Source organism: Leeuwenhoekiella sp. CH_XMU1409-2, from assembly GCF_037029365.1.
GTDB classification, from domain to species: Bacteria; Bacteroidota; Bacteroidia; order Flavobacteriales; family Flavobacteriaceae; genus Leeuwenhoekiella; species Leeuwenhoekiella blandensis.
Genome location: NZ_JAYMEI010000011.1, coordinates 69,035 through 82,440, shown reverse-complemented (window position 1 = coordinate 82,440; position 13,406 = coordinate 69,035). Strand labels below are relative to the sequence as shown.

14 protein-coding genes and 1 tRNA gene are annotated in these 13,406 nt (G+C 40.4%); 10 read left to right on the top strand and 5 right to left on the bottom strand.

Features of this window, described 5'->3' with window-relative positions:
• Positions 1-153 precede the first annotated feature (153 nt).
• The 5 genes from WA338_RS12590 (at position 154) to WA338_RS12570 (ending at position 3,868) form a co-directional block, all read left to right on the top strand.
• On the top strand, positions 154-849 hold the full coding sequence (locus WA338_RS12590) for an HAD family hydrolase (RefSeq protein ID WP_273017154.1): 696 nt from the start codon (positions 154-156) through the stop codon (positions 847-849).
• Positions 850-952: 103 nt separating this feature from the next.
• Positions 953-1,999 (top strand): M28 family metallopeptidase, encoded by a 1,047-nt coding sequence (locus WA338_RS12585; protein ID WP_273017153.1) that lies wholly within the window; start codon positions 953-955, stop codon positions 1,997-1,999.
• A gap of 95 nt (positions 2,000-2,094) precedes the next feature.
• Positions 2,095-2,703, top strand: coding sequence for a GNAT family N-acetyltransferase (locus tag WA338_RS12580; RefSeq protein ID WP_273017152.1), 609 nt, complete (start codon positions 2,095-2,097; stop codon positions 2,701-2,703).
• A complete protein-coding gene (locus WA338_RS12575) occupies positions 2,700-3,245 on the top strand; it encodes a DUF1697 domain-containing protein (RefSeq protein WP_273017151.1) in 546 nt (181 codons plus the stop codon). The genes WA338_RS12580 and WA338_RS12575 overlap by 4 nt, the downstream gene beginning before the upstream one ends.
• A gap of 56 nt (positions 3,246-3,301) precedes the next feature.
• Positions 3,302-3,868 (top strand): hypothetical protein, encoded by a 567-nt coding sequence (locus tag WA338_RS12570; RefSeq protein ID WP_009780871.1) that lies wholly within the window; start codon positions 3,302-3,304, stop codon positions 3,866-3,868.
• Positions 3,869-3,919: 51 nt separating this feature from the next.
• Here WA338_RS12570 and WA338_RS12565 read toward each other — a convergent pair.
• The 3 genes from WA338_RS12565 to WA338_RS12555 all read right to left on the bottom strand — a co-directional run bounded on the left by WA338_RS12565 (position 3,920) and on the right by WA338_RS12555 (position 6,031).
• Positions 3,920-3,995, bottom strand: a tRNA-His gene (locus WA338_RS12565).
• Positions 3,996-4,082: 87 nt separating this feature from the next.
• Entirely contained in the window at positions 4,083-4,799 is a 717-nt protein-coding gene (gene bshB1 / locus WA338_RS12560; protein ID WP_273017150.1) for a bacillithiol biosynthesis deacetylase BshB1, read from the bottom strand.
• Positions 4,800-4,855: 56 nt separating this feature from the next.
• Positions 4,856-6,031: a trans-sulfuration enzyme family protein gene (locus WA338_RS12555; protein ID WP_009780873.1), complete on the bottom strand. Its 1,176-nt coding sequence runs from the start codon at positions 6,029-6,031 to the stop codon at positions 4,856-4,858.
• 130 nt (positions 6,032-6,161) lie between these two features.
• On the opposite strand from WA338_RS12555, the gene WA338_RS12550 reads away from it, so the two are divergent.
• The 5 genes from WA338_RS12550 to WA338_RS12530 all read left to right on the top strand — a co-directional run bounded on the left by WA338_RS12550 (position 6,162) and on the right by WA338_RS12530 (position 9,886).
• The gene (locus WA338_RS12550) at positions 6,162-6,623 is read left to right on the top strand and encodes a GNAT family N-acetyltransferase (protein WP_272985665.1); all 462 of its coding nucleotides are present in this window, start codon (positions 6,162-6,164) and stop codon (positions 6,621-6,623) included.
• A gap of 72 nt (positions 6,624-6,695) precedes the next feature.
• A complete protein-coding gene (locus WA338_RS12545) occupies positions 6,696-7,499 on the top strand; it encodes an MBL fold metallo-hydrolase (protein ID WP_272985663.1) in 804 nt (267 codons plus the stop codon).
• 207 nt (positions 7,500-7,706) lie between these two features.
• Complete coding sequence (locus tag WA338_RS12540) at positions 7,707-8,831, top strand: lactonase family protein (RefSeq protein WP_009780876.1); 1,125 nt, start codon at positions 7,707-7,709, stop codon at positions 8,829-8,831.
• 39 nt (positions 8,832-8,870) lie between these two features.
• Complete coding sequence (locus WA338_RS12535) at positions 8,871-9,104, top strand: hypothetical protein (protein WP_009780877.1); 234 nt, start codon at positions 8,871-8,873, stop codon at positions 9,102-9,104.
• A gap of 116 nt (positions 9,105-9,220) precedes the next feature.
• Positions 9,221-9,886 (top strand): hypothetical protein, encoded by a 666-nt coding sequence (locus tag WA338_RS12530; protein ID WP_154648939.1) that lies wholly within the window; start codon positions 9,221-9,223, stop codon positions 9,884-9,886.
• Between the two features lie 3 nt (positions 9,887-9,889).
• Here the strand turns inward: WA338_RS12530 and WA338_RS12525 are convergent, their stop codons facing one another.
• Positions 9,890-11,524 (bottom strand): amidohydrolase, encoded by a 1,635-nt coding sequence (locus WA338_RS12525; RefSeq protein ID WP_272985657.1) that lies wholly within the window; start codon positions 11,522-11,524, stop codon positions 9,890-9,892.
• Positions 11,525-11,622: 98 nt separating this feature from the next.
• Complete coding sequence (locus WA338_RS12520; RefSeq protein WP_230199268.1) at positions 11,623-13,386, bottom strand: TonB-dependent receptor; 1,764 nt, start codon at positions 13,384-13,386, stop codon at positions 11,623-11,625.
• Positions 13,387-13,406: the final 20 nt, after the last annotated feature.

The window sequence follows — 13,406 nt, the reverse complement described above, 5'->3', positions numbered from 1 at the left end:
AAGACTAAAACTAAATTAATAAAACACACATTATCAAAACCTTAACCGCTTTAATTAGGGGCAAACGCCCCTTTTACCAAGGGGGAAACGCGTAAATTTTAGCTTACGCAGACCATTTCCGTATCTTTGAGCCATTACTTTTAATTCTACATATTGGCAACAGCAACACACAAAATACCGGTAAAAGCGCTCATCTTTGATATGGATGGCACAATGATCGATAACATGATGATTCACCACCGGGCCTGGCAAAAAAAACTAAAAGAACTGGGGCTGGAAATGACCTTAGACGAAGTCAAACGGGATATTCACGGGGTGAACAGCGAGATCATTAAGCGACTTTTTGGTGATCGATTTAATGAAGAAGAAATCGCACAAATCGCTTGGGACAAAGAAGCTGCCTATCGTGAAATTTATGCTGATAAGATCAAAATGCTTCCGGGGCTTCAACAGTTTTTAGATACTGCAAAAGCATTACAGATCCCTATGGGCATTGGTACTGCTGCACCTAAAGAAAATGCCGAATTTGCTGTGGAAGCTTTACATCTTGAACCTTATTTTCAAACCGTCGTGCATTCTGATATGGTAGATCGCGGAAAACCAGATCCACAAGTATTTGAGATGGTTGCAGCACGGCTTCAGGTTGACCTCGAAGACTGTTTGATCTTTGAAGACAGCCCCACCGGAGCAAAAGCCGCAGCAAACGGAAATGCACAGTCTATCATTCTCAATACAACCCACACTCAGGACGAATTTGCACATATTGAGCAGATCAAGCATTTTATGCTTGACTATCGAGATTTAAAACTTACCAAAGAAGCAGACGGTAAATTTTACCTGCACGTTTAGAATTTTTCAGCATTTAAAGCGTGCCGTACAGAAAAATCTTTTCATTTCTGTTAAAAGCATTTTACTAAAACGTATTTTTATCGCACAAATAATAAAATAACCTATGAAACAAATTGTTTATACAGCCAGCATTCTTGCCAGCGTATTGCTAGTAAATTGTGGGCCAAAAATGACCGAGTCTGGAAGTCATTCCGGAGAAAATGTCGCGTTGACCGATGTTGATCCTATGCCATTTGCCGAAAGTATTTCTCCAGAGGAACTGAAAGAAATGCTCTATGTATATGCTTCTGATGAGTTTGAAGGACGTAATACCGGAGAGCCTGGACAAAAGAAAGCTGTAGAATATCTTAAAGACTATTATATCGATCAAGGAATACCTTCTGCACTTGAAGATACTTACTTTCAAACCGTTCCTGAGAGTTTCTTTAGAGCAGGAAGCGGAATCAAAGCTTCTGAAAATGTAGTGGCTTTTATTAAAGGAAGTACCAAACCTGAAGAGTATGTTGTGATCTCAGCACACTTAGACCACGTAGGGGTACGTGATGATGGCGAAGTTTTTAACGGTGCCGATGATGACGGTTCGGGAACCGTAGGGGTTCTTGAGATCGCTGAAGCGTTTAATAAAGCGGTTGAAGCAGGTTACAGACCACAACGTTCTATTGTTTTCTTGCACGTAACCGGTGAAGAAAAAGGACTTTACGGTTCTAGATACTATGCCGAAAATCCTATTTTCCCTATCGAGAATACGGTAGCAGATCTTAACATCGATATGATAGGTCGTGTAGACGATGCACATAAAGACAATGAGAACTATGTTTATTTAATTGGTTCAGACAAGTTAAGTACGCAGCTAGACAGCATTTCGACTGCTGTAAATAACAAGTATATGAACATCGATCTGGATTATACCTACAATGATGAGAACGATCCTAATCGTTTTTACTACCGTTCTGACCATTACAACTTTGCGAAGCAAGGTGTGCCTATCATTTTCTACTTTAATGGGACTCACGAAGATTACCACAGAGTATCTGACACACCAGATAAGATCAATTATCCCATGCTTGCAAAACGTGCGCAGCTCGTTTTCTTAACCGCTTGGGAAGTTGCAAATCGCGAAGACCGTATCATTGTTGATAAAGCTCCGTAAGGAATTAATTGACTGAAACTACAAAAGCCTCTTTTTAAGAGGCTTTTTTTATGCATTTCTAGTAGTTTTATAAATAAGAATGGAACACCTATTTTATGTCTAAATGGATCAAACATCCACTGGAATTAGGGGATGATACTGTTAAACTTATTCCGCTGAAAAAGCAGCATCGCGATGGCTTACTTGCTGCTGCGTCTGATGGAAATTTATGGGAACTGTGGTATACTTCGGTACCTTCTGAAGCTACAATAGACACGTATATTGCAACCGCACTGGATCAAAAAGAAAAAGGCGAAGAATATCCTTTTACTGTTATTGATGCGCAAAGCGGAAAGATCATAGGATGCACACGCTTTTATGGGATGCAACCCCAGCACAAACGACTGGAAATTGGCTACACCTGGTATGCAAAAAGTGTACAACGTACCGGTGTGAATACAACCTGCAAACGACTGTTACTCGGTTACGCCTTTGAACAACTTAACTGTATTGCTGTTCAAATTGTAACCGACTGGTTCAATCTAAGATCGCGTGCAGCCATCGCCAGACTAGGAGCTAAACAAGACGGTGTTTTACGCAATCACCGTATTAATGCCGATGGTAGCTACAGGGACACTGTGGTATTCTCTATAACAAATTCAGAGTGGCACGGAGTCAAGAAAAATCTAGAATATAAAATGCAAACCTATAAAGCAAGCTTATGAGTGCGACCAAAATTGCCCTGTTACGCGGAATCAACGTAGGCGGACACCGAAAAGTCCCAATGGCCGAATTGCGCCAATTGATGACCGATTTGGGTTTTGATCAGGTCAAGACCTATATCCAAAGCGGAAATATCATTTTTAATACTGACACAAAGGACACCGTGCAACTTGCAGAAAAGATTCAGAAAGCGATTTTGGAGTACTTTGGTTTTGAGGTTCCTGTAATCTGCTTGGAGGCAGCAAGGCTTCAACACGCTGTAAAGAACAATCCGTTTGCTACCGAAAGCACTCCGATAGAAAACTTACATCTTACTTTTTTAAGTGAAACACCAGAGGAATCACAGGTAACGGCATTAGAAGCAATGGATTATGCTCCGGATCAATTTGATCATCAAAACACATGGATCTATTTAAACATTCCCGGGAAATACCATAAAACCAAGCTCTCTAACGCCCTGTTTGAGAAAAAACTTAAAGTTAGCGCCACCACCCGCAATTGGAAGACGGTGTTGAAGTTGAGTGAGTTATTACAAGCATATTAATAGTAACAAAATCTGTTTAAGTATTACTAATGTATTGTAGCACTTCAATTTAACCAATGATAATCAAATCAAACGCTTCTCCTCAAGAGACGAGTTCTCCCTTTTTTAAGGCCAACGAAGAATTCTGTAATCATTTTGAACATTTTATAGCCAATAAAAATGGAAAGGTTAAAGGCGTCTTTAATGCTTCATCCTATTTGATTTTTGGAGAGGTTGCTCATCCAAAATTGTGGACGTTAGGCTACAAGAAAGCAACATTTACATCTACAGGAAACTTATTCCTCTCATCAAACTATGAGAGTTTACTGGTCGCTGCTGAATGGAAAACAAAATATGTTTCACGAGAAGCGAATGACTTTAAGATTAGAAAGCAAACAACTACTGATGGCATCAAAATGCTTTTCAATACAAAATTGAAAAAGGTAGAACACTATCCTAAGTATATTGTCGAATACAAAAATGGACTACCCAGTCTCTACCATAAGATTTTAACCAGCTTAGAAAGCTTATTTTCTTCCAAAGAACTCTATGAGGTAAATATGAAAAATGAAGAACTTAGTATTGAGCTGAGATCAGATAAACATCACTTTGAAGTTTTTGACAGACTAATTGAAGAAATCTAAAACCGCCCTAAACGAAAAAATCCCCACATTGCTGTGAGGATTCTTACTTTCGGGTGGAAGATCGGTCTCGAACCGACGACCTCCTGAACCACAATCAGGCGCTCTAACCAACTGAGCTACAACCACCATTTAAAAGCATATTTCGCTAGCGATTTATGCGGGTGCAAATGTAATGCAAATCCACATTATGAGCAATACATTCTATCAAAAAAATTTAGATCAAGTCAAAAATTGAATCTACCGCAGGATAACGTTCTACCGTAAAGCCTTCAGCATAGTCTGTTCCTATAAGTCTTCCCAAGTCTTGCGCTCTATATTTTACGCTATCTTGAAAGTTCTTGCTCGATATCGGCGTATTGTTATCCGGGTTATTAGGATCATAAAACTGCGAACCGTAAGCAAGTACAGATTCCATCTTTACATCCATAAAACCGCTAATGTCTACCACAACATCGGGCTGCAAGTTTTTCCATTGAATGTAATGATATACGTGTTTAGGTCTCCAGGCTTCTTGAGCTTCGCCTTCAAAGGTTGTTTCGATCTTTTTCAAACCGCTTAAAAAACACGCGTCGCTGGCCAATTTGCTTCCCTTACCGTGATCGATATGTCGATCATCAATAGCATTGCACAGCACAATCTCCGGGCGGTATTTACGTATGATCTCAATAATACGCAACTGTGATTCTTTATCATTGGCAAAGAAACCATCGGCCAAAGCGATGTTTTCGCGCACGCTTAATCCTAAAATTTTTGCTGCGGCAGCTGCCTCCTGATCTCTGATTGCTGCTGAACCGCGTGTTCCCAGTTCGCCACGTGTAAGATCTAGAATTCCTGTTTTCTTTCCGCGGCTGGCTTCCTTGGCAAGAACACCACTGCAGGAAAGTTCTACATCATCAGGATGCGCACCAATGGCAAGTATATCTAATTTCAATAGTTGTTATTTTAAATCGTATCTATTTTCTGTCGGCAAGCAACAGCGAACCTAACTTAAATACTAAAGTTTAAACTGTCTTTCACCACTTTTTCAAGCGCTTGCTTGAGATCGGCAATCAAGTCTTCTTTCTCTTCGATGCCTACAGAAAAACGCAACAAGCCGTCTGCGATTCCTTGATTTTCGCGTTCTTCAGCACTTAACAAAGCATGTGAGGTTTGTGTAGGCGAAAGAATGGTCGACTCAACACCTGCAAGACTCATCGAGGGTTTGATCAACTTCAATTCTTTCATAAAAGCAGAAGCATCCAACTCGTCTGAAAGTTCAAAAGAAAGCATTCCGCCAAAACCGCTCATTTGCTTTTTAGCGAGTTCATAATCGGGATGAGTTTTTAAACCGGGATAATACACCGCTTTTACATGCCCGTTTTGCTCAAGCCATTTCGCAAGTTTCTTAGCATTTTTATTTTGTTGCTTTACGCGCAAAACCATCGTCTTCAAACTACGTTCAAGCATCCAAACCGAAAAGTCACTTAAGCTTCCGCCCAGGTTCTTGGCTTTATTCCAGATCTTATCCATATGCGCTTCAGAACAGGCAACAGCACCGGCAAGAATATCACTGTGACCGCCCATATATTTGGTTGCACTGTGCAAAATAATATCGATGCCAAATTCAGCCGGATTCTGATTAACCGGAGAAGCAAAGGTGTTATCAATCATCGTGATTATGCCTTTAGCCTTTGCCAGATCTGCTACCATTTGCATATTGGTCACCGTCATCAACGGATTTGATGGTGTTTCAATATACACCACTTTGGTGTTTTCTTTGATTGCAGCTTCAAAGTCGGCTTGCTCTAGCCCAGAAGTGAACGTATACTCGATTCCCATTTTTGAGAATTCTTCTTCCACGAGATTAAAGGTGCCGCCATAAAGCGTCTTTTGTAATACAATATGATCGCCCGCATTTAAAAAAGCGAGTAAAGCGGTACTCACCGCAGCCATCCCGCTACCAAAGATCATCCCGGCTTCGGCACCCTCAAGGGCAGCGATCTTTTTACCCAGCATCTCTTGGTTAGGCGTATTGAAATATCTTGGATAACGCTTTACTTCAACATCTTCATAAGCGTAAGAAGTAGACATATATATGGGCGACACTGCGCCTTTGAATTGCTCATCTTTCACCTCACCCACGTGAGTGCAAATGGTATTTAAACCTAATTTTTGATCGGTCATAATAGGGTTATTTAGTCTGCTTCGAATTTACAAAAAGCCGACTGAACATCGCGTTAAGACTGCTTTAATTAGCATCAAATTGAATGCGTCAATTCCTTCTGTATTAACTTTGCAGCCCTAAATTTACCCTATGAAACTTGTTTTTGACACCTATAAGACTGAATATGATGCTCCTTTCAAACAACTTAATCTGCATTGGCTGGAGCAATACTTTGTGGTAGAACCACACGACGATGAAGTACTGAGCGATCCGTATCGTTTCATTATTGAACCCGGCGGCGATATTCTCGTGGTTCTCTTAGAAGAAAAGGTTGCCGGTGTAGTAGCCTTAATGCCCGATGAGAATGGAGTCTTTGAAATGACAAAAATGGCCGTAGATTCAAACCTTCGAGGACAAAAAATAGGTCAAAAATTATTGCAGTATACGCTTGATTTTGCACGCGCTAAAGGTCTTGACCAACTCATCTTATATTCGAACCGAAAGTTAGGTAATGCGATTTACCTCTATCGTAAATTCGGCTTTGAAGAAATCCCTTTAGAAACCCCAAATCCCTATGAGCGTGCCGATATTAAAATGAAAATCAAGCTTTAAGGTTTACGATTTTTTTAATAGATAAAGCTCATTTTTCTTAGTTCCTTTGTAGCTAAACCATTTAATACGACTATGAAAAAATTAATACTTTCTGTTTTTGCAGCTACCGCTTTATTCAGCTGTAAAAATGAAAACAAGACCGCAGATGATGCTACCAAAGAAACCGAAGAAGTAGCGATGACCACTGAAACTTCAGAAGCAGAAGCAGAATTCAACCTTACACCTATTGAGCACGCTACTGCTGTTTTTGAATTTGGAGATAGCGTTTTTTATATCGATCCTGTAGGTGGTGCAGAAGCTTTTGAAGGCCAACCGGCTCCAGACGTAATTCTGGTTACAGACATTCACGGCGATCATTTAAATCAAGCCACACTTAAGGCTGTTGCGACGTCTGAGACTACAATTTATGCGCCGCAAGCGGTATTTGATCAACTTGAAGGTCCTATACGCGCTCAAGTAACCGTAATCAATAATGAAGAATCTAAATCTTGGGATGGCTATACGTTGACCGCGATACCTATGTATAACTTGAGAGAAGAAGCCAAACAATTTCACACTAAGGGAAGAGGTAATGGCTATGTACTTGAAAAAGATGGAATGCGCGTTTATTTCTCAGGAGATACCGAAGATATCCCAGAGATGCGTAATCTAGAGAACATCGATAAAGCATACGTTTGTATGAATCTTCCGTATACGATGACTGTTGAGAGTGCTGCAGATGGTGTGATCGCATTCAAACCGAAAGAGGTGTATCCGTATCATTTTAGAGGTCAGGACGGCTTAAGCGATGTAGAAAAATTTAAAGGAATTGTAGATTCTGCAAATGTTGGCACCGAAGTGATGCTACTCGATTGGTATCCTAACGGCGCCGAATAAACTTTCAAAAAGTATAAAATCCCAATACAACGTGTTGGGATTTTTTTATGCAATACTCTTTTAGGGCAACCTAAGTGGAAAAGCATTAGCTTCAAGGATCAAGTAATCTATTTCAAGGCAAGCCTATGAGAAATAAATCCTTTGGCGACGCCAATAAATACAGTATTTTTAAAGTTCGCTAAAGCGGAATAATTAAAAAAACAATCCATGAAAGCTGTATTCTTAAGTCTTTGCTTAACTGCGCTAATTTCCTGTAAAAACACCGAATCTCAAAAGGAAACTCCAATGACTGAAACTCAAAATACGGAGCATACCAGCTTTTATATTGGCACCTATACCGATGGCGATAGCCAAGGAATCTATAAAGCAAGTCTTGAAGCAGATGGCACCTTTACCAAACCGGTACTTGCTGCAGAAGTTGCTAACCCTTCTTTCCTCGCATTTAATGATGCTAAAGACATTTTGCTTTCGGTTACCGAAAGGGAACAAGGGAAAATAGGAACTTTTAAAGTTGCAGGCGATACCTTAACACCGATTAACGAACAAAACAGTGGCGGCGCAAATCCGTGTTTTGTAACGATAAACGAAGCCAATTATGTACTGGTTGCTAATTATACCGGGGGAAACGTCGGACTTTTAAAATTGAATGAACAAGACGGCAGTCTTTCAGAGTTGCTTGATGTGGAACAACACGAAGGCCAAGGCACTACCGATCGTCAGGAAGGACCACACGCACATTCCGCTTGGTTTTTACCCGATGGTAGCGGAATCGTCTCTGCTGATTTAGGAACCAACCAATTATGGTTTTCAAAGATCAACACACAAACAAATAAACTCGAACCTGCTGAACCACAAAAGCTGGATTTACCAGAAGGTGCTGGTCCGCGGCACTTGGTTTTTCATCCATCCAACGGCTTTATCTATGTGTTGAATGAGTTAGACAACACCGTAGCACAAATAGGTAAAGAGAATGAGCGTTATAGCGTTAAAACAGTGACTTCGATACTACCTGAGGACTTTGATGCCTTCAGTAAAGCAGCCGATATACACATCAGTAAAGACGGCAAGTTTATTTACGCTTCAAACCGCGGTCACGACAGCATCGCTATTCTTGAGGTGACAGAAGACGGAAGTTTAACCCTAATTGCAAACGAGCCTACAAAAGGAAAAGATCCGCGTAACTTTCAATTGACACCGGATGAAAAGTTTGTGATCGTAGCCAATCAAAACAGCAATAACCTCGTTTCTTACACCCGAGATCCTGAAAGCGGTTTGATGACCTACGCTTCAGAAATCACTGCTCCTACTCCGGTTTGTATTTTGTTTGAATAGATCTATTTTTTATCTTATCTCAAACAAAATCTTATAACCATGAACCGTTTTACAGTTATCTTTCTAAGTACGTTTGCTTTCTTTATCAGCTATGTAGGCATTTGGTATTTGCTGCAGTGGCTGTTTCCTAGCTTTGATGGTGCAGTTAAAGCCGCAACTTGTGCTGTAGTTACTGTGATCTTAACGCCACGAATTCAAAAAATAGATTCCCAATTGGGTAAAAAACAAACCCTGATCTCCTGGATGCTTGTGGGTAAAAGTTGGGTGGTTTAAACGTGCTGTTCACTTACTGATTCGTCAACATAATCTGAAAAACAACGACATTTCTACGCAACCAATCAAACAGTTAAGCATCTTAATAAGAGTTTAATAACTGAAAAATAAACTCCATGAGTTTATTTTCAAAACGCACTGTTTGTATGGCCAAAATATTCAGCTACCTTTTTCTTTCAATTGTTGTATTAGGTTGTAGTAAAGATGATTCGATACACGTAGACTTATCAAAGTTCGATACAATTACTGAACGTTTTCCATATACCGATTTGAATCCGGAGGTTACCTTTAATTACTATGAACTTTTGTATTCAATAGAAGGTAATGCAGATGAAGAACTTATTACCTCCGAAGGTACTCTTTGCGCTAATGTTTCTGATGCTGATACGTGTGCTGAATCATTCAACGCTATGGAGACGATGTTTGGTTTTGCAGGAGGTTGTCTACCTTCCTATTGTTTTCTATATATCAAATTGCAAGAAGAGGGCACCAATGCAATTTTGAACACGCCAGAGCAACTTTTGACATTCTTAGGTACAATAGACAGTGCATCTGAAGCTATACTTTGGGCTAATGTAAACGGGTATTCCCACAGTTCTAGCAGTAAAGAAACGGGGGCCATCCGAAAAGTAGACGACCATTTTGAACTTTTAGTTTCTGAACTTGTAAGTGGCTGCCTTCCTTATCAAACAGACCAAGTTCATTTGCGCATTGATTCAGACGGTAAAATTATTGAGCTGGGTAGAGCCGTTTTCTCCTATGCTAAAAACAGCTGTATCTAATCCTTACTTGACCTGCTTCCCGCCTAGCCAGGTTTGATTGACACTTAGATTAGGAATAGCATCTTCATCGATGGTCATAATATCTTGATCCATTATGATGAAATCTGCAAACTTACCGGCTTCGATACTTCCTTTTTCGTTCTCTTCAAAATTGGAATAGGCAGCCCAGATGGTCATACCACGTAAGGTTTCTTCACGCGTTAAAGCATCTTTTTTCTGAAAACCACCTTCAGGAAACTGCATCAGATCCTTACGGGCAACGGCAGCATAAAACGTGTAAAATGGATTGACACGCTCTACCGGAAAATCGGTTCCTAATGCGATCACTCCGGCTTCATTCAATAGTTTTTTATACGCATAAGCGCCTTTCATTCGGCGTTCTCCCAAACGCTCTTTTGCCCAATACATATCGCTGGTGGCGTGTGTAGGCTGTACCGATGGCAAAATATTATCATCAAAGTAATCAAAGTCATCTGGCGAGATCACCTGAGCGTGCTCTACCTTCCAGCGACGATCAGACTGGTCTTCTAAAGCTTCGGCATAGGCGTTTAAGATCACCGTATTTGCCGAATCACCAATCGCATGCGTATTCATTTGAAAATCGGTTTTTGCCAATTTTTTAGCCAAACTGTAAATACTGTCTACCGGCGTTACCATCGCTCCATAGTGGTTATGACGGTCAGAATACGGTGCACGCAAAGCAGCACCACGAGAACCTAAAGCTCCGTCGCCATAGACTTTAACCGATCTTACATTGAGTTTTTCAGTTTTTAAAATTCCGTTCTCAATAAAATAATCTACATCGGCTGCGGTATTGCTGATCATCGCATACATACGCATCTCAAGCGTTCCTGCCTTTTGTAAACTATCTATAAGTAAAATCGTGTTTCGATCGAGACCGGCATCATTTACCGTGGTCAAACCATAATCAAAACAATAGTCTTGTGCATCCTTTAGCGCTTGTATACTTTGTTCTCTACTTAATTTTGGCATGACATTATAGACCAGATCCATTGCATTATCGATCAAAACGCCGGTTACTTCTCCGCCTTCCTGAATGACTTCGCCGCCTTCGGTAATTGTGGTGTTATCAATTTTAGCAAGATCTAAAGCTTTCTGATTTACCAATAAGGCGTGACCGTCAATACGCTGAAGCGCTACAGGAATATCCGGAAAAAGAGAATCTAGTTTTGCTTTAGTAGGAAAGGCTTTATTTTCCCAATCGTTTTGATCCCAACCGCGACCAAAAACAAAATCACTAGGTTTTTCCTTCTGAAAAGCGGCAAGTCGATCTATGATCTCGTCATAACTTTGGGTACCTACCAGATCTGCATTTTGCAACGACTCACCAAATCTGTAGAAATGACAATGCGCATCGATGAGTCCCGGAAGTACGGTCTTTCCGGCAAGATCGGTCATCGTTTTAGCCGAATAGTTTGCCTGGATAGAATCGGTTAAACCTACTGCTACAAATTTCCCATCTTTTACTGCAAAAGCTTCGGCCTTAGAAAAACCCGAATCTACAGTATATATATTTCCGTTGTAAAAAATAGCATCGACCTCAACCTTATCTGAAGCCTTATCTTCACAACTCAACAACACCAGAAAACCTAATAAACCAAAAAGAACATTGCGCATAGTCTGTATTTTTTTGCGAATGTACAAATTAAGACGGCATTGCCTAAAACAAAAAAACTCCCAAAATTGGGAGTTTATATTGTAATGGTCCTGATTTTTCACCAGTCGAAGCGGTAGGTAGCACCTGCCATTCCCTGAATTCCTTGTACAGGATAGTTAACCCAACGCTGATAATTATTACCAAAAGCATTGTTTACACGCGCAAAAAATGATAACTGATCATTAACGCGATAACCCGCGTGCGCATTAGCATCAAAGTAACTCTCTAACTCCACCAACTGCGGATTAGACACAATCGAACTGGTTTGTACATCTACCTGATCGTTACGTGCGCCCACATAGAACAACGTCACCCCGGCAAACCAATGTTCATCGATCTGGTAATCTGCAAAGAATGAAGCTTGAAAATCGGGTAAATTCCAGGCTTCTTCTTCCATATCTGTATCGTAGCTAAAAGCTTCCCCGTTGATGCGCATTTTTAAATTGCTATTCACATCAAAGTTGAGCTCTCCAAAAATGGAAAGTGTTTTCAAGTTGTCATTCACGATACCAAAAGAATTACCAAACTGATAATTTTCTGCTCCTGCAAGTGTTCCTTCACTTACCGATCTGAAGTTGTTTTTGTACAATAATCTGTTGTCCTCTGCCAAATAGCTGGCGCGTAAATTATAGCTCATTGCGCTGCTTAACTTTCCTTTAATTCCCGCAAATAGATCGTATTTCTGATCGGTTGGTGAAAGTGAATCTAATGTTGGAGACACAAACGGATTTTCGGCAGCAAGCTCCTGATAGCTGTTTTGCATCAGACCTCCTTCAAGACCACCATAAGCAATAAAATATTCATCTACCACATTGTAGGAAGCCTGTACACTTGGATAAATATTGATATCTGTTTTGTCTGCGTCAGGATTTAGATCTGCGGCTACATTGACTCCCAGATCCAGCCTAAGATCCTCTAATAAAATCTGCAAACTAGGATTGGCACTCGCTATAAAATGCGTGTATTCTATAGCTTCTGAATTGCGATAGTTACGATCAAAACTTCCACTTAAATAATCCAATTTGAGATCGATGCTTATTTTCTGATCGGTAATAGGAATCATAAATTCCGGAGCAATGACTGCGCGTATTTCGCTCGACTCATATGAGTCACCAAAATATCCCAAACGTGCTGTGGCTCCTTCAAAAAAGCCTTCGTTAAATTCAACACCTCCGCTTAATCCGGCTTGGAAATAGCTGTGTACAGGATCTATACTTTCAACCAATGTAGGTGAAGCCGCTACAAACTCATCAAGGCCGTACCAATTAAAAAGTTTGTGGCCCAGGTCAAGATCTGCATACCAATTATAATCGCGATCTCGTGTAGCATAACTCAAATTCAAATCGGTATCGTAAAACTGATTATCCAGCACAACACCATCAATTTCTCCCTGAGACGAATTATGATTGAGGTATATTCCGAAATTAGAATCCCGGTCGATCTCAAAATTGCTGTAAAATTCAGCCAAAGCAGTGGTATAGGTACCAAAGCCCAAACGCGCATAATTGTCGTATAATTTTACAGGTTTTGCTTTTTCTACCTGAGCAGCCTTTCCTTTTGCAGGCGTAAAAGTAGAAGCTACCGGTACCGAAAAAATACCGTAGGTTACTTTTTTCTTAGCCGTATTTAAAGAATCATTTAAAGCCGGAGTCGCTTTGACTTTAAATGCATCACCAATCTCTGGAGTGTAGGGCTTAACCACATTTACTACTTCGGTTCCCAGATTCCCTTTATCCTGAGCCTGCGCAAGACTTAGCCCTGCCAGCATCAACGTGAGCGTGAAAATGGATTTTATATATTGAATCTTCATAGATGTTTTCATTAATGATTGTTTGCACATAA

Excerpts from the sequence above, each read along its gene's own strand:
- WA338_RS12575 (WP_273017151.1), top strand. The coding sequence starts at position 2,700 with ATGAGTGCGACCAAAATTGCCCTGTTACGCGGAATCAACGTAGGCGGA.
- WA338_RS12520 (WP_230199268.1), bottom strand. The coding sequence starts at position 13,386 with ATGAAAACATCTATGAAGATTCAATATATAAAATCCATTTTCACGCTC.
- WA338_RS12535 (WP_009780877.1), top strand. The coding sequence starts at position 8,871 with ATGAACCGTTTTACAGTTATCTTTCTAAGTACGTTTGCTTTCTTTATC.
- WA338_RS12525 (WP_272985657.1), bottom strand. The coding sequence starts at position 11,524 with ATGCGCAATGTTCTTTTTGGTTTATTAGGTTTTCTGGTGTTGTTGAGT.
- WA338_RS12555 (WP_009780873.1), bottom strand. The coding sequence starts at position 6,031 with ATGACCGATCAAAAATTAGGTTTAAATACCATTTGCACTCACGTGGGT.
- WA338_RS12550 (WP_272985665.1), top strand. The coding sequence starts at position 6,162 with ATGAAACTTGTTTTTGACACCTATAAGACTGAATATGATGCTCCTTTC.
- WA338_RS12585 (WP_273017153.1), top strand. The coding sequence starts at position 953 with ATGAAACAAATTGTTTATACAGCCAGCATTCTTGCCAGCGTATTGCTA.
- WA338_RS12545 (WP_272985663.1), top strand. The coding sequence starts at position 6,696 with ATGAAAAAATTAATACTTTCTGTTTTTGCAGCTACCGCTTTATTCAGC.
- WA338_RS12570 (WP_009780871.1), top strand. The coding sequence starts at position 3,302 with ATGATAATCAAATCAAACGCTTCTCCTCAAGAGACGAGTTCTCCCTTT.
- WA338_RS12540 (WP_009780876.1), top strand. The coding sequence starts at position 7,707 with ATGAAAGCTGTATTCTTAAGTCTTTGCTTAACTGCGCTAATTTCCTGT.
- WA338_RS12580 (WP_273017152.1), top strand. The coding sequence starts at position 2,095 with ATGTCTAAATGGATCAAACATCCACTGGAATTAGGGGATGATACTGTT.
- WA338_RS12530 (WP_154648939.1), top strand. The coding sequence starts at position 9,221 with ATGAGTTTATTTTCAAAACGCACTGTTTGTATGGCCAAAATATTCAGC.